18 protein-coding genes and 1 pseudogene are annotated in these 20,432 nt (G+C 64.8%); 12 read left to right on the top strand and 7 right to left on the bottom strand.

Annotated elements, in window-relative coordinates:
* The first annotated feature begins 183 nt into the window (after positions 1–183).
* From trxA to EYW47_RS06325, 8 genes and pseudogenes are all read left to right on the top strand, one after another.
* A complete protein-coding gene (trxA, locus tag EYW47_RS06360) occupies positions 184–510 on the top strand; it encodes a thioredoxin TrxA (RefSeq protein ID WP_027818380.1) in 327 nt (108 codons plus the stop codon).
* Between the two features lie 280 nt (positions 511–790).
* Positions 791–2,053 carry a transcription termination factor Rho gene (gene rho / locus EYW47_RS06355; RefSeq protein ID WP_133194006.1) on the top strand — a complete coding sequence of 421 codons (1,263 nt, stop codon included), beginning with the start codon at positions 791–793 and terminating at the stop codon, positions 2,051–2,053.
* 199 nt (positions 2,054–2,252) lie between these two features.
* Positions 2,253–2,732, top strand: a pseudogene (locus EYW47_RS06350) (MerR family transcriptional regulator); the annotation flags it as partial.
* A gap of 173 nt (positions 2,733–2,905) precedes the next feature.
* Positions 2,906–4,462, top strand: a complete 1,557-nt coding sequence (locus EYW47_RS06345; RefSeq protein WP_133194004.1) for an MFS transporter — start codon at positions 2,906–2,908, stop codon at positions 4,460–4,462.
* Positions 4,463–4,515: 53 nt separating this feature from the next.
* The gene (locus tag EYW47_RS06340; protein WP_133194003.1) at positions 4,516–5,361 is read left to right on the top strand and encodes a M90 family metallopeptidase; all 846 of its coding nucleotides are present in this window, start codon (positions 4,516–4,518) and stop codon (positions 5,359–5,361) included.
* A 182-nt stretch (positions 5,362–5,543) separates the two neighbouring features.
* The gene (locus tag EYW47_RS06335) at positions 5,544–5,807 is read left to right on the top strand and encodes a type B 50S ribosomal protein L31 (RefSeq protein WP_028219179.1); all 264 of its coding nucleotides are present in this window, start codon (positions 5,544–5,546) and stop codon (positions 5,805–5,807) included.
* Positions 5,808–6,166: 359 nt separating this feature from the next.
* A complete protein-coding gene (locus EYW47_RS06330; protein WP_133194002.1) occupies positions 6,167–7,921 on the top strand; it encodes an ArnT family glycosyltransferase in 1,755 nt (584 codons plus the stop codon).
* 7 nt (positions 7,922–7,928) lie between these two features.
* The gene (locus EYW47_RS06325) at positions 7,929–9,296 is read left to right on the top strand and encodes an MATE family efflux transporter (protein WP_133194001.1); all 1,368 of its coding nucleotides are present in this window, start codon (positions 7,929–7,931) and stop codon (positions 9,294–9,296) included.
* 70 nt (positions 9,297–9,366) lie between these two features.
* Here EYW47_RS06325 and lipA read toward each other — a convergent pair whose 3' ends face one another.
* The 5 genes from lipA to EYW47_RS06300 all read right to left on the bottom strand — a co-directional run bounded on the left by lipA (position 9,367) and on the right by EYW47_RS06300 (position 14,753).
* Positions 9,367–10,401, bottom strand: coding sequence for a lipoyl synthase (gene lipA / locus EYW47_RS06320; protein WP_133194000.1), 1,035 nt, complete (start codon positions 10,399–10,401; stop codon positions 9,367–9,369).
* A 2-nt stretch (positions 10,402–10,403) separates the two neighbouring features.
* Positions 10,404–11,525 (bottom strand): acetoin dehydrogenase dihydrolipoyllysine-residue acetyltransferase subunit, encoded by a 1,122-nt coding sequence (locus EYW47_RS06315; RefSeq protein ID WP_133193999.1) that lies wholly within the window; start codon positions 11,523–11,525, stop codon positions 10,404–10,406.
* A 4-nt stretch (positions 11,526–11,529) separates the two neighbouring features.
* The gene (locus EYW47_RS06310) at positions 11,530–12,534 is read right to left on the bottom strand and encodes an alpha-ketoacid dehydrogenase subunit beta (protein ID WP_133193998.1); all 1,005 of its coding nucleotides are present in this window, start codon (positions 12,532–12,534) and stop codon (positions 11,530–11,532) included.
* Positions 12,535–12,580: 46 nt separating this feature from the next.
* Positions 12,581–13,558: a thiamine pyrophosphate-dependent dehydrogenase E1 component subunit alpha gene (locus EYW47_RS06305; protein ID WP_133193997.1), complete on the bottom strand. Its 978-nt coding sequence runs from the start codon at positions 13,556–13,558 to the stop codon at positions 12,581–12,583.
* A 118-nt stretch (positions 13,559–13,676) separates the two neighbouring features.
* Positions 13,677–14,753 (bottom strand): ATP-NAD kinase family protein, encoded by a 1,077-nt coding sequence (locus EYW47_RS06300; RefSeq protein ID WP_133193996.1) that lies wholly within the window; start codon positions 14,751–14,753, stop codon positions 13,677–13,679.
* Positions 14,754–15,264: 511 nt separating this feature from the next.
* Here EYW47_RS06300 and EYW47_RS06295 point away from each other — a divergent pair.
* The 3 genes from EYW47_RS06295 (at position 15,265) to EYW47_RS06285 (ending at position 18,748) form a co-directional block, all read left to right on the top strand.
* The gene (locus tag EYW47_RS06295; RefSeq protein WP_133193995.1) at positions 15,265–17,274 is read left to right on the top strand and encodes a sigma-54-dependent Fis family transcriptional regulator; all 2,010 of its coding nucleotides are present in this window, start codon (positions 15,265–15,267) and stop codon (positions 17,272–17,274) included.
* Positions 17,275–17,508: 234 nt separating this feature from the next.
* On the top strand, positions 17,509–18,111 hold the full coding sequence (locus EYW47_RS06290) for a ComEA family DNA-binding protein (RefSeq protein WP_133193994.1): 603 nt from the start codon (positions 17,509–17,511) through the stop codon (positions 18,109–18,111).
* A 196-nt stretch (positions 18,112–18,307) separates the two neighbouring features.
* Entirely contained in the window at positions 18,308–18,748 is a 441-nt protein-coding gene (locus EYW47_RS06285; RefSeq protein WP_133193993.1) for a YidB family protein, read from the top strand.
* A 126-nt stretch (positions 18,749–18,874) separates the two neighbouring features.
* Here EYW47_RS06285 and EYW47_RS06280 read toward each other — a convergent pair whose 3' ends face one another.
* Entirely contained in the window at positions 18,875–19,147 is a 273-nt protein-coding gene (locus EYW47_RS06280; RefSeq protein ID WP_240763588.1) for a type II toxin-antitoxin system RelE/ParE family toxin, read from the bottom strand.
* Positions 19,148–19,152: 5 nt separating this feature from the next.
* Positions 19,153–19,461: a type II toxin-antitoxin system RelB/DinJ family antitoxin gene (locus EYW47_RS06275; protein ID WP_133193991.1), complete on the bottom strand. Its 309-nt coding sequence runs from the start codon at positions 19,459–19,461 to the stop codon at positions 19,153–19,155.
* Positions 19,462–19,815: 354 nt separating this feature from the next.
* Between EYW47_RS06275 and EYW47_RS06270 the strand changes: the two genes are divergently transcribed.
* Positions 19,816–20,430: a GIY-YIG nuclease family protein gene (locus EYW47_RS06270; RefSeq protein ID WP_133193990.1), complete on the top strand. Its 615-nt coding sequence runs from the start codon at positions 19,816–19,818 to the stop codon at positions 20,428–20,430.
* Positions 20,431–20,432: the final 2 nt, after the last annotated feature.

Raw genomic sequence — 20,432 nt, 5'->3', positions numbered from 1 at the left:
CAACGCATAGGGATTTAGGCTACACTGGCGTCGACCGTTGCCCTGGCAGCCTCGGCGACCGGATCTCGGCGACCGGATCCGGTGCCGCCTGGCAAGGCCTTGACATCCCCGGATAGTTTTTGAGTTTTGGTGTATCGTGGCGAGCAATTCAGTCAGCCTCGATCCGAAAGAGGTATTCATACAATGAGCGAACAAATCAAGCACATCAGCGACGCATCGTTCGAACAGGACGTCGTGAAATCCGACAAGCCCGTGTTGCTGGACTTCTGGGCCGAATGGTGCGGCCCCTGCAAAATGATCGCGCCGATTCTCGACGAGGTCGCGAAGGACTATGGCGATCGCCTGCAGGTCGCGAAGATCAACGTTGACGAGCATCAATCGACGCCGGTGAAGTTCGGCGTGCGCGGCATCCCGACGCTGATTCTCTTCAAGAACGGCGCCGTCGCAGCGCAAAAGGTCGGCGCGCTTTCGAAGTCGCAGCTCACCGCGTTCCTGGATAGCCACCTGTAAATAGCGCGTCGCTGCCCTGCCACGCCAATTGATCCATTCTTTGAATCAGGATGTGGCAGTGTAAAGAGCAGCGAATCAAAGGTGCGTGTTGTCCACCGACAACACGCACCGAAAAAACATGCCGAAACTTGCCGCCGGGCTCGACTGGCGGCTTCCGGCGTGTGCTATGCTAGAATTCATAAAGCGTCTACCCGGCGCCCTTATAAGTCCTTGAGCGGTTCCGCTCGCTTCTTTTCCCCCAGACTTCTTTTCGTCGCATCCTCCCCGACGGGTTCTCCGTATGCATCTTTCCGAGCTCAAGTCTCTGCACGTGTCCGAATTGATCGAGATGGCCAATGGCCTCGAGATCGAAAATGCGAACCGCCTGCGCAAGCAGGAACTCATGTTCGCGATTCTCAAAAAGCGCGCCAAGACGGGCGAAACGATCTTCGGCGACGGTACGCTCGAAGTGCTGCCGGACGGCTTCGGCTTCCTGCGCTCGCCGGAGACCTCGTATCTCGCGAGCACGGACGATATCTACATCAGCCCGTCGCAGATCCGCCGCTTCAACCTGCACACCGGCGACACGATCGAAGGCGAAGTGCGCACGCCGAAGGACGGCGAACGCTACTTCGCGCTCGTCAAGGTGGACAAGGTCAACGGCCAGCCGCCCGAGGCCTCGAAGCACAAGATCATGTTCGAGAACCTCACGCCGCTGCACCCGAACAAGGTGCTGCTGCTCGAGCGCGAGATGCGTGGCGAGGAGAACGTGACCGGCCGCATCATCGACATGATCGCGCCCATCGGCAAGGGTCAGCGCGGCCTGCTGGTCGCCTCGCCCAAGTCGGGCAAGACCGTGATGCTTCAGCACATCGCGCATGCGATCAAGCAGAACCATCCCGACGTCATCCTGTTCGTGCTGCTGATCGACGAGCGTCCTGAAGAAGTGACCGAAATGCAGCGCTCGGTGGCAGGCGAAGTGATCGCCTCGACCTTCGACGAACCGGCCGCGCGCCACGTGCAAGTGGCCGAAATGGTGATCGAGAAGGCCAAGCGCCTCGTCGAAATGAAGCACGACGTCGTGATTCTGCTCGACTCCATCACGCGTCTCGCACGTGCATACAACACCGTTGTGCCCGCATCGGGCAAGGTGCTCACCGGCGGTGTGGACGCCAACGCGCTGCAGCGTCCGAAGCGCTTCTTCGGTGCCGCGCGCAATATCGAAGAAGGTGGCTCGCTCACCATCATCGGCACGGCGCTGATCGAAACCGGCAGCCGCATGGACGACGTGATCTACGAAGAGTTCAAGGGCACCGGCAACATGGAAGTGCACCTCGAGCGCCGTCTCGCGGAAAAGCGCGTCTATCCGTCGATCAACCTGAACAAGTCGGGCACGCGCCGCGAAGAGCTGCTGATCAAGCCGGACATCCTCCAGAAGATCTGGGTGCTGCGCAAGTTCATCCACGACATGGACGAAGTCGAGGCCATGGAATTCCTGCTCGACAAGATCCGCCAGACGAAGAACAACTCCGAGTTCTTCGACATGATGCGCCGCGGCGGCTAACCCCTCGCGCACCGTTGCTCTTTGATGTACCGCAAACGCCCGCCTACGCGGGCGTTTGTCATTTCTCTCATCTTGCTGGCGCGCCTTTGCGGCTGCGCCCCTTTGCGCCCGGGCAAGCGCACAACCTGTACGTGAACGTTCACGTTGGACTATAATCCGGTCGTTGTTTTCACCGCCGCTGCCCTGCGGCTGCCCACCGATGTCGAGAGATGCCAGCGCGCTGCTGACGGTGCGCGACGCCGCCCAGCGGCTCAACGTCACGCCGCGCACGCTCAAGTATTACGAGGAGCGCGGCCTCGTCACGCCCACGCGCAGCGAAGGCCGCTACCGCCTCTACGATGAACACGACCTCGAGCAATTTGCCCGCATTCTGAGGCTGCGCGCGCTCGGCTTCTCGCTGCACGGTATTACCGAGATGCTCAAGCGCCCGCTCGAATCGGTCGGTGACGGCCGCCGGCGCTATTCGCAGGACTCGTTGCAGCAGATCGCCGACGCACTCGCACAGCAGATCGGCACGCTCGACACGCGCATCGCCGCCGTACGCCGCGAGCTGAAAGAGGCTCAGACGGTGCGCACCGAACTCGCCGACGATCTCGACTATCTGCGCCAGCGCCTTGCCGGCGTGTCATCGGAGGCGCTGATCGGCGAGCGGCTTGCCGCTACGCGGCGGCGCAAGGAGTCGGCCGGGACAACCGGGGCAAGCGCATCACGCGCAGGCGCGGCCTCTCACGCTAGCCCGAAAAGCGGCAAGCGCGGCGACAATGAAAGCGACATTTCGGTCAATCCCGACCCAGCCGAAACAAGTGCCGATGGCGAAAGCACGGGTGCGCGCAAGCACGGGAGCGGCCGCGAATGAGCAGCGTCCCCACTCGCGAGCCGATCCTCAGCGCGACGCGCCTGCGAGGCGACTTTTTCCCCTGGGTGCTCGCACTCGCGACCGGTCTCGACTACTACGACAACGCCATCTTTTCGTTCTTCACGAGCTATATCGCCGGTGGCATCAACGCCTCGCCCGACGAGCTCGTCTGGGCGTCCAGCGCTTACGCCGTGTGCGCCGTGCTCGGCATCTTGCAGCAGCAATGGTGGGTCGAGCGCATCGGCTACCGGCGCTACGTGAGCGGCTGCCTGCTCCTCTATGCGGCGGGCTCGCTGGCGGCGGCGCTCTGCGAGTCGTCGATCGAACTCGCCTTCGCGCGCGGTTTTCAGGGCTATTTCATTGGCCCGATGATGGGCACCTGCCGCATCCTGATCCAGATTTCCTTCACGCCGCAGCAGCGCCCCGTGGCGACGCGCGCGTTCCTGATCCTGATCGTGCTCTCCAGCGCGCTCGCGCCCCTCGCGGGCGGCTTTCTCGTGTCGCATTTCGACTGGCGCGCCCTCTTCGCGTTTTCCGCGCCCGCAGGTGTGCTCTATGCGGTGCTCGCCCTGCTCGCGCTACCCAACTCCGGCCACGTGCTGCCCGAGGAACGCGGCGATTCGCATTTCTGGCCCTACATCATCTTTGCGCTTGCGCAAGGTGCTCTGCAGATCGCCATGCAGCAGGTCCGCTTCGAGCTGTTCAGCACCTCGCCCGGCATCATCTTGCTGACTGTGGCCGGCATGGCCGCGCTCGCGTGGTTCGTCTGGCACCAGTGGCATCATCCGAAGCCGCTCATGCGCCTGCACGCGCTACGCGAAAAGCCGTTTCGCGTCGGGCTGCTGCTCTACATGGTCTATTACTATCAAAGCACGGCGCTCAGCTATCTGGTCTCGCGCTTTCTCGAAGGCGGCCTGAACTATCCCGTGGAGAATGCCGGGCGCCTCACCGGCATCACCTCGCTGATTTCCGCTTCGGCGCTGTTCTTCTATTTCCGCTACTCGAAGTTCATCACGCACAAAAAGTGGATCATCGTGCCAGGCTTCGTGCTCGCGGCGTTCATCTCGTTCTGGATGACGCGCCTCACGCCCGACACCAGCGAGAGCTGGCTCATTTTCCCGCTCCTGCTGCGCGGCCTCCTGCTGCTCTTCATCGTGCTGCCGGTGGCGAACCTCACCTTCCGCATCTTCGCCATCGAGGAGTTCACGCACGGATACCGCTTGAAAAATGTCGTCCGTCAGATAACGATATCGTTCGCGACCGCAACGATTATCATCGTCGAGCAACACCGCCTGGCACTGCACCAGTCGCGGCTCGCGGAATTCGTGAACCCGCTCAACCCGATTTTCCAGAATACCTACGCGACGCTCACGCAGGCCTTCGAAGCGCTCGGCCGGGCGCCTGGCGAGGCGCACGGGCTCGCGCTCGTGCAGGTGAGCCGCATGGTCGCGCAGCAAGCGAGCTTTCTGAGCTCGCTCGACGGGTTCTATTTTCTGATCGGCGTGGCCGTGTGCGGCGGGATTTTCGCCGCGTTGCAAAAGCAGATCGACTGAACCGAACCACACCTGAACTGACTCGACGACGCACCTGAAAACGCAACTGAGCGATGCTTTCGAAACTGACCCACTGGTTCGACGCCCGCCGCCGTGAAAAGGCGCTGCGCACCCATGCGATCGACGACGCGCTCTGGCAAGCGACGCTCGCCGGCCTGCCGTTCCTCGCACACCTCGATGCCGCCGATCTCGTGCGCCTGCGCGAGCTCACGAGTCTCTTTCTCGCGCAAAAGGAGTTTTCCACGGCGCACGAGCTCGAGCTCACCGACCAGATCGCGGTGGCGATCGCCGCGCAGGCATCGCTGCCGGTGCTCAACCTTTCCCTCGATCTCTACAAGGGCTGGGTCGGCGTGACCGTCTACCCCGGCGAATTCGTGATCCGCAAGACCGTCGAGGACGAGGACGGTGTGGTGCACGAAGTCGAGCACGACGCGAGCGGCGAAGCGTGGGAAGGCGGGCCGGTGATCCTCTCGTGGGAAGACGCGCAGATGACCGACGGCAGCGACGCCTACAACGTCGTGATCCACGAATTCGCCCACAAGATCGATATGCTCACCGGCGAGGCCGACGGCCATCCACCCCTTTTTCGCCGCTGGCACGCGCCGCTCGACGCGCAAGCCTGGGCCGACGTGTTCGACAACGCCTACGACCAGTTCTGCGACAAGGTGGACGCCGTGCCGGAGCGCCGCTGGGCGCGCTTCGAGCGCGATTCGCTGATCGATCCCTATGCCGCCGATCATCCGTCGGAGTTCTTCGCGGTGTGCAGCGAGGCGCTGTTCGTCAAACCCAAGGCGTTCGAGGCCGAATATCCCGAGCTCTACCGGCTGCTCGCGTGCTATTACCGGCAGGATCCGGCCAGGGTGGGTGCACTGGACGCGCTCGCCGCCCCACCTGCGTGAAGGCGCCGCAAGGGCAAGCAAATGGGGCAGCAAAAATTCGCCAACCGGCTGATTTTCTGGCATAATCGCCGTTTTTCGACCTTGGGCAAGTGGCTCGCGCCTAATTGTTAGGTAAAAGCGCCTTGTACTGCTTGCTGCAGCGGGGCACGCGGGTTGGCTACCGCCAGATTTAAGGAATAACCATGAAAGAAGGCATTCACCCGAATTACCGCGAAGTCCTGTTCATCGACGTGTCGAACGACTTCAAGTTCGTGACCCGCTCGACCATCCAGACGCGCGAAACCGCCGAATTCAACGGCAAGACCTACCCGCTCGCGAAGATCGAAGTGTCGTCGGAATCGCATCCGTTCTACACGGGCACGCAAAAGATCATGGACACGGCAGGCCGTGTCGAGAAGTTCAACAAGAAGTTCGGCGCGCGCGCCACGGGCAAGGCCACGAAGTAAGCTCTCGGAGCGAACTTCGCGCACCGGCCTCGCAGCCGGTCCCGCACAAAAAGGGCAGCGTACGCTGCCCTTTTTTGTTGCCTGAAATGTTGTCCGCGTTATTGCCGGAATCGTGGGCGCCAGGCTTTTTGCGCCTGTCGAGCCCAACGAAACCTCGTCCTCGCCCGATTTTGACAACGTTGTTTCATCCGTTTCCTTGCATTGGCATCGAGCCTGCGCCGTGACGCGCGCTGGCGCAGCCAGCTAGAATGCCGGATGCTCCCGACCGGCGGCGCACGACGATCGTGCCACAACCTTCGCGCCACTGCCCGAGGCAACGGCCGCGTCCCGCTCCGCTTACCCGAATTCCTTCACACTGCATGAAGCCTGCCATTCGCCTGACCGCCTCCGCCACTAGCGCCTTGCCGCGCTCGCTGCTGCTGACCCTCTGTATCGTCTTCGCTTCGTTCGGCCTGTTTGGCCGCGACCCGTGGAAGAACGAGGATGCAGCGGGCTTCGGCGTGATGTGGACGATGGCGGGCGGCACCACGCACGACTGGCTGCTGCCGAACCTCGTCGGCAAATACGTGACAGCGAACGGCCCGCTCGGCTACTGGCTCGGCGCCCTGTGCATTCGTCTTTTCGCACCCTGGCTGGATGCGAGCAACGCCTCGCGCGTCGCCACCGGCGTGCTGTTCTGCTGCGCCTGCGCCTTCGTCTGGTATAGCGCCTATCTGCTCGGCCGGCGTCCGGAAGTGCAGCCGTTCAAATACGCCTTTGGCGGCGAGCCCGAGCCGCGCGACTACGGCCGCACGCTCGGCGACGGCGCCCTGCTCGTCCTGCTTGCCTGTTTCGGCCTTGCCGAGCGCGGTCACGAAACCACGCCGCAGTTGATGCAGTTCGTTGGTATCGCGATGCTCGTGTACGGCCTCGTGCGCGCCATCGACAAGCCCATCCAGGGCGCGCTCTGGTGGGGTCTCGCGCTCGGCGTCGTGATGCTCTCGAGCGGGCCCGTGCTGGTGGGGGCGCTGCTCATCGGCACGCTCGTCATGCTCGCCGTTGCGCCCGAGACGCGCTCACGCTGGCTTCTCGTGGCCGGCCTGCCGGTGGTGCTCGTGGTCGCGCTCTCCTGGCCGCTCTACGCGCTGCACCTCTATCCCACCGATGCCGTGTGGTTCCTCAACCAGTGGGCGCGCACCAGCGTCAATGCGTTCGCCGGCCCCCCGGGCACGGTGCTGCGCTATGCCGCGAAGAACCTGCCGCTCTTCACCTGGCCGGCCTGGCCGCTCGCGATCTGGGCGTGGGTGAGCTGGGCGGGACTGCGCCGCGCGCCGCACATTGCGATTCCGCTTTCGGTCATCGTGCCGCTCTTGATCCTCGTGGTCGTGCAGAGCCACGAAACAAACCTGCTCTTCATGCTCGTGCTGCCCGCGCTCTCGGTGCTCGCGACCTTTGCGCTGCCCACGCTCAAGCGCGGCGCGATCAACGCGATCGACTGGTTCGCTGTGCTGAGCTTCACGATCCTCGGCACCTTCGTCTGGCTCGTCTGGCTCGCGGGCATGACCGGCTTCCCGGCGCCGCTCGCGCGCAATCTCGCGCGCCTCGCGCCCGGCTTCGCGCCGCAATTCAAGATTCTCTCGTTCGTGTGCGCGGTGGCCGTCACCGTGTGCTGGATCGTGCTCGCGCAGTGGCGCATCGCACGGCACCCGAAGGTGCTCTGGCGCAGCGTCGTGCTCTCGAGCGGCGGCACTACGCTCATGTGGGTGCTGCTGATGACGCTCTGGCTGCCGGTCGTCAATTACAGCCGGACCTACAAGGACGTCGCACAGCAAATCGCCGCGCACCTGCCCGCCGACTATCAGTGCATTTCGCCCGTGCGCCTCGGCGATGCGCAGATCGCCACCTTCGCGTACTTTGGCAAGATGCACTTCTCGTTCGACGACGACTGCGACGTGATCCTGCGCCAGGATACGCACGACTACGGCGAGCCGAGCTCGATGTCGAACTTCGAGTGGAAACTCGTCTGGGAAGGCCGCCGCGCCGCCGACCGCGACGAACGCTTCCGCCTGTACGTGCGTATCGATCGCCCGCAGCTGCCACTGAAGAAGCACATCTGGCGCAAGCGCCCGGACTGAGGCTCCGGTGACGACGACTTTCCTCGGCGACATCCGGCGCATCGCCGCGCTCGCCTGGCCGGTGCTGATCGGTCAGCTCGCGATCATCGCATTCGGCGTGATCGACACCGCGATGGTCGGCCGCTATTCGGCGCTCGATCTCGCGGCTCTCGGGCTCGGTTCGTCGATCTACGTGTCGGTTTATATCGGCCTGACCGGGATACTCACGGCGCTGCAGCCCGTCGCGGCCCAGCTTTACGGCGCACGCAAGGACATCGAGATCGGCCTCGAAGTGCGTCAGGCATTCTGGCTCGCGCTCGTGCTGATGGTGATCGGTTTCACGATCCTTTACTTCCCCGGCCCGCTGCTCGACCTCGCCCGCGCGCCCGAGGCGCTGCACGAGCGCACCATCGCCTATCTGCGGCTGCTTTCGTTCGGGCTGCCCGCGAGCCTCGCGTTCCGCATCTACAGCTCGCTCGCCAATGCCGTGAGCCGGCCGCGCCTCGTCATGTTCCTGCAGGTGGCCGCGCTCGCGATCAAGGTGCCGCTGAACACCTGGCTCATCTTCGGCGGCCTCGGCATACCCCCGCTGGGCGGCCCGGGCTGTGCGCTCGCCAGTACCTCGATCAACTGGGCGCTCGCCCTGTGCGCCGCCATCGCGTTCACGCGCGTCGAAGTGTTCGCACCGTTCGAGATCTTCAAGCACTTCTGCTGGCCCGAATGGAAGCGCCAGGCGGAGCTGCTCAAGCTCGGCATTCCGATGGGGCTCTCGTACCTCATCGAAGTCACCTCGTACACCTTCATGGCCATCTTCATCGCGCGCCTCGGAACGACGACGCTCGCCGGCCACCAGATCGCCGGGAATCTGGGCGCGGTGCTCTATATGACGCCGCTCTCGATTGGCGTGGCAACGTCGACACTGGTGGCGCAGGCGCTGGGCGGCGCGCGCCCCGCCGAAGCGCGTACGCTCGCGCGGCACGGTGTGATGACCGCGGTCGCGATCGCGTGCTGCTACGGCGCGATCGTGTTCGTGCTGCGGCCACTTCTGATCAAGGGCTATACGCCCGATCCGGCCGTCGCTGTGGCAGCGATGCCGCTCGTGGCAATCGTCACGCTCTATCACGTGTTCGATGCGCTGCAGGTCACCACGGCATTCGCGCTACGCGCCTACAAGGTTGCCGTGGTGCCCACCGTGATTTACGCCATCGCGCTCTGGGGCGTGGGCCTGGGCGGCGGCTATGCGCTCGGCTTCGACGTGTTCGGCACCCTGCCCGCCTGGGCGACAGGCGCGCGCGGCTTCTGGATCGCCAATGCGACGAGCCTCGCAATCGCCGGCGCCGGCCTCGCGATTTATCTGTCGCGCGTCAGCACGCGGCATCTGCGCGTGCAGGCATGAAGGACCGCCGCCTTGCGGCCATTGAGGTGGCCGCAAGGGCTGGCAGTTAGTTGCAAAACGGCCGATGCCTTCATGCCGGCTCGTGATGCCGTGCAGCCTCCACGGTCTGCGCCGCGTGATACGAGGAGCGCACGAGCGGCCCGGCCACCACTTCGCTGAATCCCATGGCGAGCCCCGCCTCGCGCAGCGCCGCAAACTCGTCCGGATGCATGTAGCGGCGCACCGGCAAGTGATAGCGCGACGGCGCGAGGTACTGCCCGATCGTCAGCACTTGCACGTCGTGCTCGCGCAGATCGCGCATCGTCTCGAGCAATTGCGCATCGGTCTCGCCTAGCCCCACCATCAATCCCGACTTCGTGACGAGCGCCCCATGCGCGGCCTTTGCGCGCGCGAGCAGCGCGAGCGAGCCGCGATAGTCGGCGCCCGGCCGCGCCGCCCGGTAGAGCGACGGCACGGTCTCGACGTTGTGATTGAACACGTCGGGCCAGGCCACCGAGAGCGCGTCGAGCGCGCGGTCGATACGCCCGCGAAAGTCCGGCGTCAGCACCTCCACGCCGATGCCGGGCACGCGCTCGCGCACGCTGGCGATGCAGCGCGCGAAGTGCGCCGCACCGCCGTCGCGCAGATCGTCGCGGTCGACCGAGGTAATCACGACATGGCGCAGGCCGAGCGCCGCGACGGCCTCAGCGAGGTGCGCGGGCTCGTCTTCGTCGAGCGGCGCAGGCCGTCCGTGCGCGACGTCGCAGAACGGACAGCGACGCGTGCACAGCCCGCCCATGATCATGAAGGTGGCCGTGCGCTGCGCGAAACACTCGCCGATGTTCGGGCACATCGCCTCCTCGCACACCGAATGCAGCCGGTGTTCGCGCAGCACGGCAGCCACCCCGGCGACGGTCGTGCTCATGAGCGGACGCGCGCGCAGCCAGGGCGGTTTGGGCAGCGCCGCGCCCTCGTCCGCCGGCACGATCTTCACGGGAATGCGCGCGAGCTTCTCGCGGCTGCGCAGGCCGTGCTGGCCGAGCGCCGTGTCACCCGATGAGGCGCCGCCCGGCGCGCCCCGCGTTGCGGCTCCCGGCAACGCCGAATCAACCGTGACGGCGTCCATATTCAGCCTCCCGCTTCGAAGAAGGCCTTGAGCAGGCGATTGACCTCGGCGGCGGCCTCCATCTGCACCATGTGCCCCTTGCCGGCGATCACCTCGACGCGCACCGCTGGCGACAAACCTTGCGCATGCTTTACCGGAATGATCTGGTCGGCCTCGCCCCAGATCACGAGCACCTTCGGTGCGAGCGTCGAAAGCCGGTCGCGGAACACGCGTCGCTGCGCGCCGCCCTCGAAGGCCTGCGCTGAGATCTTCCTGAGCGCGTCCTGCACCCCTTCGAGCCGCTTGTACTTCACGAGGTCTTCCACGAGCTGACGCGTGACGAGCGCGGGATCGGCGAACAGCTTCGTCACATGGGGCTTGAGCGCGTTGCGGTTCGCGGCCGCGACAAAGCCTTCGATATACGCGCCGTCGATTTCATCGCCGAGCCCCGCACTGGCGATCAGCGAAAGCGAAGCGACGCGCGTGGGCACGCGCTCGGCCACCGCCATCGAGACCGCGCCACCCAGCGAATGCCCGACGAGATGCGCGCGCTCGATCTGCTGCGCGTCGAGAAAATCGATGACGCTCTGCGCGAGCTCATCGAGCGCGCCGCTCTCCACGGCCTTGCCCGATTCGCCGTGTCCCGGCAGATCGAGCGCCCAAACGGTGCGCCCCGCGGCGAGATCGGCGTGATTGAAGAGCCAGTTGTTGAGATCGCCGCCGAAGCCGTGAATCAGCACGACGGGCGTTGCATCGCCCTCGCCGAGCTTCAGATAGCGCAGCGTGCGTCCGCCGATCTGAGCCTTCTCGGGCTGCGGGCCGGCATCGGCTTCGCCGGCTTTAGCGGGCACGAAATCGCGCTGGAATTCGGCCACTGCCGCGTCTATTTCGGCGTCCGAATCTTCTACGCTGGCGACCACACCGAGCAGCGCACCTACCGGCAGCGTATCGCCCTCCTGCGCAATCTGCCGCCGCAACACGCCCTCGAACGCGCACTCGACGCCCGATGCGATCTTGTCGGACTCGACGTCGAGCAGTTCCTCCCCCTTGGAAACCTTCTCGCCCAGCGACTTGAGCCAGCCGTTCACCTGGCCCTGCTCCATCGAAAGGCCCCATTTGGGCATCGTGATCATGTGAATCGGCATGACTTCAGCTCCTTGCTGCGCGCGCGGCATCGGCGATCTGCTGCGCCGACGGGATATAAAGGTCTTCGAGCGAGGCCGCGAACGGCACCGGCGTGTGCGGCGCGGTCACCATGCCGACTGGCGCCTTCAAATCGCGAAACGCCTTTTGCGCCACGAGCGCCGCGATATCGGTCGCGATCGAGCAACGCGGGTTCGCCTCGTCCACCACCACGACGCGGCCCGTGCGGCGCGCGCTCTCCAGGATGGTCTCCTCGTCGAGCGGCGAGGTCGTGCGCAGGTCGATCACATCGGCTTCGATACCGTCCTTCGCGAGTTGCTGCGCCGCGTCGAGCGCGTAGTGGACCATGCGCCCGTAGGTGACGATGGTGACGTCGTCGCCGTCGCGCGTGATGTTCGCCTCGCCGAACGGGATCGAATACGACTCCTCGGGCACGTCGCCCTCCATCGTGTAAAGCAGCTTGTGCTCGCAGAAGATCACGGGGTCGTTGTCGCGGATCGCCTCGATCATGAGGCCCTTCGCGTCATAAGGCGTGGCCGGGCACACGACCTTGAGGCCCGGGATATGCGTGAAGAGCGACGTGAGCATTTGCGAGTGCTGTGCCGCCGCGCGCAGTCCCGCGCCGTACATCGTGCGGATCACGACCGGCGTGACCGCCTTGCCGCCGAACATGTAGCGGAACTTCGCCGCCTGATTGAAGATCTGGTCGAAGCACACGCCCATGAAGTCGATGAACATCAGCTCCGCCACCGGCCGCATGCCGCACGCCGCCGCGCCCACCGCCGCGCCGATGAAGCCGCCCTCCGAGAGCGGCGTATCGAGCACGCGCCCCGGAAACTTGCCATAGAGGCCCTTCGTCACGCCGAGCACGCCGCCCCAGGCGTCCTGCTCGCCGGGCGAGCCCGCGCCGCCCGCATTGTCCTCGCCCATCACGATCACGCTCTCGTCACGCGCCATCTCTTGCGCGAGCGCTTCGTTGATCGCCTGAGAATAGGTGATTTTCCGTGCCATTTCCGTCTCCTTGATCTGGAATCCTGATGACCTGGGCGTGCCGCGCTCAGGGATACGACACGTACACGTCGGTGAGCAGCGCCTCGGGTGCGGGCAACGGCGCGGCCAACGCCTTCGCCACCGCATCGTCGATCAGAGCCTTCACCTCGGCGTCCACCTTGCGCAAGTCATCGGCGCTCGCAAGCTCCGCGCGCACCACGCGCTCTTCGAAGCGCTTGAGGCAGTCCTTTTCCTCGCGCAGCTTCTGCACCTCGCCGGGCGCGCGATAGGTCTGCGCATCGCCCTCGAAGTGGCCGAAATAGCGCGAAAGCTTCATTTCCACGAGCGTCGGGCCGCCGCCGTTGCGCGCGCGAGCAATCGCTTCGCCGAGCGCCTCGTACACAGCGAAAAAGTCGAAACCGTCGACGATCACGCCCGGCATGCCGAAGCCGTTGGCGCGGTCGGCGATGTTGTCGGCCGCGACCGACCACGTGGACGACGTCGCTTCCGCGTAGCCGTTGTTCTCCGCGACGAAGATCACGGGCAGGCGCCACACCGAAGCGAGATTCATCGACTCGAAGATCACGCCCTGGTTCGACGCGCCGTCGCCGAAGAAGCACACGCCCACGCCGCCTGTCTTCTTTTGCCTGGCGGCGAGCGCCGCGCCGCACGTGAGCGGACCGCCCGCGCCGACGATGCCGTTCGCGCCCAGCATCCCCTTCGCGAGGTCGGCGATATGCATCGAGCCGCCCTTGCCGCGGCACGAGCCCGTGGCGCGGCCATAGATCTCGGCCATCATCTCGCGCACGTCCACGCCCTTCGCAATGCAATGGCCGTGGCCGCGGTGCGTGGTGGCAACGTAATCGTTGTCGTTCAGATGGCTCATGGTGCCGACCGCGGATGCCTCCTCTCCCGCATACAAATGCACGAAGCCCGGAATATCGCCGGTCGCGAATTCGACGTGCAAGCGCTCCTCGAACTCGCGGATCGTGCGCATCGAGCGATACGCCGCGAGCAACTGCTCCTTGTTCAACGTGACAGACATGGTTGTCTCCTGTGTATAGACGCTGGTGATGCCTGCTGCTCCGCTGCTACCGGTATGACTGCCTGGGTGAAATGGCTCCTTTCTCGAGGGAAGTTGGACAGCATTCAGCGAAACGGGCTTATTGAGGCGCTGCGGCATACGCCGCCTGGCGCAACAGCTGATGCGAGGCCGCGTAGCGCAACGTGCGCGCGACATCGACGGTCAGCGGCCCGGCCCAGTCGAGCGCGATTTCGTAGCGGTCGCCGCGCGCCGGCTCGATCTCGCGCTCGCCGTCGAAGGCGAGCGTGCCGTGATCGGCGTCGAGCGGCAGCGCCATGCCCACTTCGAGGCGCTGGCAAGTGCGCATCGTCAAGCGCTCGATGCGCCCCGGCGCGATGGGCGCGATGAGCGGCACGCCTTCGCCCTCCCCGCCTCGCGTGGACGCATGCGCAAACGTCATGTGCAGGCCGTGTGCGGCGTCGCGCCCGACTGGCGCCCACGCGCCGCCGATCGACGCGAGCCCAATGCCGTCGGGCGGCGCAAAGGCCAGAAACAATGATTCGATATCCGAACTATCAGAAATAGCCCGGGCGCCGATGAACGGCTGACGCGACACGCAGATGTCGACCAGCGCGATCTCCTCGCGTCCACGACCCGGTCCCTCGACACAGCGCGCGACGAGACGCTTGTTGCGCACGAGGGCCGTTTCGGCCGGCACCGCGCCGGTAGCGACGAGCGCGCCCGCAAGGCCCGCGACCGTGGCTTCGCGCAACTCGGGAAAGGCGTTGTTGGTGCCGGTGGACAGCGCGAGCAACGGCGTGTCGCCGCAATGCGCAGCGACGGCGCGATGCGTGCCGTCGCCGCCGAGCACGGCGATCAGCGCGACCTGCTCGCGAACCATATGCGCGACGCCAGCGTGCGTGTCGGCCACGCTCTCGCTGATCGGCAGATCGACGAACTCCACCACGGGCCAGCGTTCGTTGCGTGCTACGGCGGCATGGGTTTCGAGCGCGCGCAGCACGAGCGCGGCCACGCCGGTGCGATCGCGCAGCGTGAGCACGCGCTCCACGCCCAGCGCGCCGAGACCCGCGAGCAGGCGCACGACCATGTTGGCCTTTTCCGCCGTCGGAAAGACGGAGGCGTGCGTGGTAAGACGGCGGATGTCGCGTCCCGATGCGGGGTTCGCGATCACGCCTACGGTCACGGGCGTTGTCACGGGCGTTGTCTCCTTGTCGACCGGAGTTAGTGCAAAGCGCTTACTCCGGTCCCATGCAGAGCCCTACGCGATCCAAAAGAATTGCGCGGACTCGTTCTGATCGCGTCGCATGCGTGCGCCGCTCTTGCCGTCACTCTCTGCAAGCGCTGTGCCAGTGCACTCGAAAAGCCGCCAGGCGCCTGCAGAACGCCTTGCCTGCGGGCTTTGCGTCGATCGGAGCCGCGCGCCCGCACCGTCGCTCATGGCTCACACAGCGTCTCAGCCGCGGCTTTGCACGCGCGGCCCGCGAGACGCCGCCAGCTTCCCGCACCGATGCACGCCCAGCTCAGCCCCACGCAGTAAGCCTGTGCGGCCTTCGCGCCGCGTCTCACGAGCGTCTCGCGTCGCGTTGAGACGATCGTCTCAACCGTCTCGCATGCTGCGCTGCGGTGTGATCGCGCACGGCAGATGTGCTACAAAAAGGCTCCCGCCGAACGCCCCGAGCGCCGACGCCCCCCGTCTGGAACCGTCCATGCCCTACGCACTCGCGCCCACCCGCCACGCCGAACGCGTACGCGGCGCCGTCGAAGGCCGGCTGCCCGCGCCGAACGACTCGCCGCGCCTCGCCCTGTCCTGGCAGCGCTCGTTCGAGCGCTATCAGCTCGATCCGGGCTCGGTGATCGGCCCTCGCGTGCTGAGCGCCGCCGAGCTGCGCGAGATCCGCGATCGCGAAGAGGCTTTCCTGCGCGCTTCGGGCCAATGCCTCACGCGCCTGCACGAAACGGTGCGCGACGCCGACTATTGCGTGATGCTCACCGACGCGCACGGCGTCACCATCGACTACCGTATCGACCGCGAGCGCCGCAACGACTTCAAGCATGCGGGCCTCTTTATCGGCTCGTGCTGGTCGGAGAGCGAGGAAGGCACGTGCGGGATCGCGAGCGTGCTCACCGACCTCGCGCCCATCACGGTGCACAAGACCGATCACTTTCGCGCCGCGTTCACGACCCTCACTTGCAGCGCCGCGCCCATCTTCGCGCCGGATGGCGAGCTGATTGGCGTGCTCGATGCCTCTGCCGTGCAGTCGCCCGACAATCGCGACAGCCAGCGCATCGTCAACCAGCTCGTGCGCCAGAGCGCGACGCTCATCGAAGACGGCTACTTCCTGCATCGCACTGGCGCGTGCTGGATTCTCTTCGGACACCAGAACCGCAACTACGTCGAGGCGCAGCCCGAACTGCTGATCGCCTTCGACGAGAACGGCAACGTGGCCGCCGCAAACCGCCGCGCGCGCGAGTGCATTCCGGGCCTCGACGGTCCGCGTCATATCGACGAGATTTTCGATTCGTCGCATGTGCAGCTGCGCGATATCGGCCGTATCGAAGCCATAGCGGCGCTGCGCCTGCGCGCGAACGGCAGCATGCTTTACGCGCGCATTCGCGCGCCGCTCGGGCGCACGGGGTTCCCCGGCGCGGCGCGCACCCAGGCCCCCGCCGTGCACGGCGCGACGCCACTGCGCGACGCGCGTGCCGGAGACACCTACGATCGCAGCGCGCTGGGCCCGTTCCTGCGCAGCGCGGATGCGCGCGTCGCCGAAAACGCGCGCATCGCGCAGCGCGTGGCAGGCAAGCATCTGCCGATTCTGCTGCTCGGAGAAACGGGGGCGGGCAAGGAAGTGTTCGCCCGTGCGATTCACGACGCGGGAGCGCGCCGCAACCGGCTGTTCGTGGCCGTAAACTGCGGCGCGCTGCCCGAGTCGCTGATCGAGAGCGAGCTCTTCGGCTACGCACCGGGCGCGTTCACGGGCGCGCGGCGCCATGGCGCACGCGGCAAGATCGCGATGGCCGACGGCGGCACGCTGTTTCTCGACGAGATCGGTGACATGCCGCTCGCGCTGCAGACGCGCCTCTTGCGCGTGCTCGCCGAAGGCGAGGTGCTGCCGCTCGGCGGCGAAACGCCCATGCGCGTGGACCTGGACGTGATCTGCGCGACCCACCGCGATCTCGCGCAAATGGCCTGCGCAGGCGCGTTCCGCGAAGACCTCTACTACCGGCTCTGCGGCGCCGTGCTCATCTTGCCTGCGCTGCGCGAGCGCCGCGATGTCGCAACGCTGATCGAAACCGTGTTCGCCGAAGAAGCACAGGCGGCGGGCCGCCCGCTCACGCTAGATGCCGATCTGGCTGCGCGGCTGGCTGCATTCGCCTGGCCCGGCAACCTGCGCCAGTTGCGCAACGCCATGCGCTACGCATGCGCGGTGTGCGATACGGTGCGCGTCGAGGCGCGGCATTTGAGCGCCGATCTCGCGGCGCAACTGCCAGCGGCCAGCGCGTCGGGCGCATCTCCCACGACTCGCGCAACTTCCGCCGCCGTCATGGCCGGCGATCCCGCTTACGACAGCGGCGACGAACGCTCACGCATCATCGCCGCGCTCACTGCACATCGCTGGCGTCCCAATGCAGCCGCAGCAGCGCTAGGCATCTCGCGCGCGACGCTGTATCGGCGCATTGCGAAACTCGGCATCGTCGGGCCACACCGCACCTGAAGCGCACCTGAAGCGCCCCTGAGGTGCGCCGCATGGTTGCGTCCGCCGCCTTCGAATTGCACAGAAGTATTAAAGATTGTGCGGCGCGATTGTGTTGCCACGAAAGCGTGGGTATAAATCGACCGCTTCCGGTCCACGGATACGCCAACTGTCTTATCCTTGTAGCGCAGCACCACCGACTGGATGCGTCGTCCGTTCCCGGCTAACCGAAATGCCCTCAATGGAGTGATTGCCATGCTCAAGAAGCTGCTGATGCTGTTCCTCGCGCTGGGTCTGTCGCTGTCCGCCGCGCTGGCGGTGGCCGTCGAAGTCAACACCGCGGACCAAACCGCGCTCGAAACCGTCAAGGGCATTGGCCCGGCCCACGCCAAGGCGATCATCGACGAACGCAGCAAGAATGGCCCCTTCAAGGATGCCGACGACCTCGTGAACCGCGTCAAGGGCATCGGCCCGAAGTCGGTGCAGAACCTCGAAGCCGCGGGCCTGACGATCAACGGCTCGTCGGCGCCGCCTGCGGCCAAGAGTGCCGCGTCGTCGAAGAGCAGCAAGAGCACCGCCACGACAAGCACCGCTCCCACTGCCGCAGGCACCACGCCCAACCCAATGACAACAGCCCAGACGCCTGCGGCCACGACCGCACCGCAAGCCGCGTCGGCGGCCGGCACGAGCAAGTCGAATCACAAGAGCAAGAAAGACAAGGCAGCCGCAGCGGCAAGCGCGCCTGAGGCGGGATCCGCCGCCGCGGCGCCGGGCGCCGCTTCGGACGCCATGGCGAAGAAGTCCAGGAAGTCGACGAAGAGCAAGGCCGCTTCCGACGCGGCTGCGTCGGGTGCATGATTCGCGTGCCGCAATCAAGCACCCGATTCGAGCGCCTGATTCCGGCGCCCGGATTTGACCCGCTTCGGCGCGTGCGGCCCTCGCCCGCCGCCGGACAGCCCGGGCAGCCCGGGCAGTAATACGCGGTGCACCTCGCGTGCGCCGTCCGATTTTCCGGCCGCGTCCCCTGTCGCGGCCATCATCCAGTGAGATTGTCATGAGCCTGCTAGATACCCTCGGTTCCCTGCTCGGTTCCTCGTCGCAGCAACAAGGCGGCGGCCAAGCCCAACTCCTCGCCGTCGCGATGGAATTCATCAACAACCAGCCGGGTGGCCTGAACGGCCTCATCCAGAAGTTCCAGCAAGGTGGCCTTGGCGATATCGCGCAGTCGTGGGTCGGCAACGGCGAGAACCAGGCAGTTTCTCCGGATCAGCTCCACAACGTGCTGGGCTCCGACGTGGTTTCGGGTCTCGCGCAAAAGGTCGGCATGCAGCCCGAGCAGGTGAGCGGCCTGCTCGCGCAGGTGCTGCCGCACGTGATCAACGCCGGCACGCCGAACGGCGAAGTGCCCGCCGGCGGCCAGATCAACTCCGAGAGCGTGCTGGGGACGCTCGGCAGCCTCGCTTCGCTGCTAGGTGGCGGCAACAAGCAGGCGTAAGGTGGTGCGCGCTCCGCGCGCGGCGCATAGAAAGAAAAAGGGCAACGGAAAAACTCCGTTGCCCCCAAACTGCTGACGTCCTGATGCTTTTCAAAGCATGGGATGAGTCCGACGAGCAAGCTGCCCTTATGGCCACTGCTGCCAGTTGGTCAGGATGCGCAAAATCTCTACGCAGCGTTCCTGCTCGTCGAGTTGATAAACGGCGATATAGGGCGTGCGCGAAATCACCAGTTCGCGGGTGCCAAGAATCCGGCCGGAGCGGCCAATCTTGGGATAGATGATCAGCGCATCCACCTGCCGTTCAATTTCATCGTCCATCTCGATGGCAGCAGCCGGGCTGTCGTTCCCGACGTATTCCATATTTCCATCGCGATCGTCCAGCGCATGCTGGTTCCACACGATCTTCAAGCCTTGGCTCCCGCGCGTTTTCGAAGCGCTTCACGCCGGGCCGCGAAATGTGCCTTGACGTCCTCATTGCTCACGCGCGGGCGTGGGTCGTCAAGTGCCTCCTGGACCTTGGCCTTGAACCAATCGTCATATGCATCTTCGTCCATGGTAAGCCCTACAGGCAAACCTCCCTCCCGAACGACACGGGTAAGCAGGATTCGGACAGCATCCGAGACCGTCAGGCCAACGGTTGCGAGCTTTTCGCTTGCAGCGGCCTTCAGTTGATCATCGATCCGGATGTGCAGCATCGAAGTTTGCGCAGCCATGTTTGCTTCTCCATCGGGACAATAACTCATTGTATCTCAATTGAGATGCGTTCGCGCGAGCTCGTTTCCAGCAGCTTCCAAGTCGTTTAACTCCGGGAAATGACGATGATCAACAATTACGTACCGGTCCCGAATTTAGAATCCATTCCTCAGTGCGCCCGCTTCCCGCACACGAGCACGGTCACCGCTGCGAAAACACGAAGTGATATTTCGACCGTTGACAGCACGATGGATCGTGCCAGCGCAAACGCACACCTCGTCAAGCGCCATTAAGCAGTGCCATGTATCGGAGCGACTTGCGAGATGGCGTTGACAAGATAGAGAACGGTCAATGACCAGCCCTGAGAATATGCCATGACATTGAGTGTTGTTTATGTCCTGACCAATCCGGCTATGCCGGGTTTGGTCAAGATTGGTTGCACTTCGCAGGAAGATGCGAATACGCGGCTTGGACAGCTGTACACCACAGGAGTACCTGTGCCGTTCAAATTGGAGTTTGCCTGCAAGGTGCAAAATCCGGAAGAAGTCGAACGAGCATTACACCTCGCTTTTGCTCCCGACCGGATCAACCCTAGACGAGAGTTCTTTCAGATTGATCCGGACCAGGCAATTGCCATTCTCCGGCTATTGCACGTCGAAGAGGCCACGGAAGAAGTGGAAAGTCAGCCATCGCCAGTAGACGAGCAATCGAAGAGCGCGGCTGACAGAATGAAATCACGTCGGCCCAACCTGAATTTCGAGGAAATGGGCATTCCAATAGGAGCTGAGCTTCGGTCAGTCCATACCGATGCTGTGGCCACAGTAACGGGCAATCGCAAGGTGCGATTCGATGGCGAAGAGATGTCTCTGACTGCGGCTACCCGCAAGGATCTAGCGCTCGAGTACAGCGTGGCGCCAGGACCCAATTGGACCTACGACGGTAAGAGCCTTCGCGTTATCTACAACGATACGTATGGAAGTAATATATAAAA

The organism is Paraburkholderia silviterrae, from assembly GCF_004353915.1.
In the GTDB taxonomy this organism is placed as follows: Bacteria; Pseudomonadota; Gammaproteobacteria; order Burkholderiales; family Burkholderiaceae; genus Paraburkholderia; species Paraburkholderia silviterrae.
This window is presented reverse-complemented; position numbering and strand designations above follow the sequence as displayed.

Bases quoted from the DNA above. Each gene is read 5' to 3' on its own strand.
- EYW47_RS06270 (WP_133193990.1), top strand. From the start codon at position 19,816: ATGACATTGAGTGTTGTTTATGTCCTGACCAATCCGGCTATGCCGGGT.
- EYW47_RS06310 (WP_133193998.1), bottom strand. From the start codon at position 12,534: ATGGCACGGAAAATCACCTATTCTCAGGCGATCAACGAAGCGCTCGCG.
- EYW47_RS06285 (WP_133193993.1), top strand. From the start codon at position 18,308: ATGAGCCTGCTAGATACCCTCGGTTCCCTGCTCGGTTCCTCGTCGCAG.
- EYW47_RS06315 (WP_133193999.1), bottom strand. From the start codon at position 11,525: ATGCCGATTCACATGATCACGATGCCCAAATGGGGCCTTTCGATGGAG.
- EYW47_RS06290 (WP_133193994.1), top strand. From the start codon at position 17,509: ATGCTCAAGAAGCTGCTGATGCTGTTCCTCGCGCTGGGTCTGTCGCTG.
- EYW47_RS06335 (WP_028219179.1), top strand. From the start codon at position 5,544: ATGAAAGAAGGCATTCACCCGAATTACCGCGAAGTCCTGTTCATCGAC.
- EYW47_RS06340 (WP_133194003.1), top strand. From the start codon at position 4,516: ATGCTTTCGAAACTGACCCACTGGTTCGACGCCCGCCGCCGTGAAAAG.
- rho (WP_133194006.1), top strand. From the start codon at position 791: ATGCATCTTTCCGAGCTCAAGTCTCTGCACGTGTCCGAATTGATCGAG.
- trxA (WP_027818380.1), top strand. From the start codon at position 184: ATGAGCGAACAAATCAAGCACATCAGCGACGCATCGTTCGAACAGGAC.
- EYW47_RS06330 (WP_133194002.1), top strand. From the start codon at position 6,167: ATGAAGCCTGCCATTCGCCTGACCGCCTCCGCCACTAGCGCCTTGCCG.
- EYW47_RS06295 (WP_133193995.1), top strand. From the start codon at position 15,265: ATGCCCTACGCACTCGCGCCCACCCGCCACGCCGAACGCGTACGCGGC.
- lipA (WP_133194000.1), bottom strand. From the start codon at position 10,401: ATGGACGCCGTCACGGTTGATTCGGCGTTGCCGGGAGCCGCAACGCGG.
- EYW47_RS06305 (WP_133193997.1), bottom strand. From the start codon at position 13,558: ATGTCTGTCACGTTGAACAAGGAGCAGTTGCTCGCGGCGTATCGCTCG.
- EYW47_RS06275 (WP_133193991.1), bottom strand. From the start codon at position 19,461: ATGGCTGCGCAAACTTCGATGCTGCACATCCGGATCGATGATCAACTG.
- EYW47_RS06345 (WP_133194004.1), top strand. From the start codon at position 2,906: ATGAGCAGCGTCCCCACTCGCGAGCCGATCCTCAGCGCGACGCGCCTG.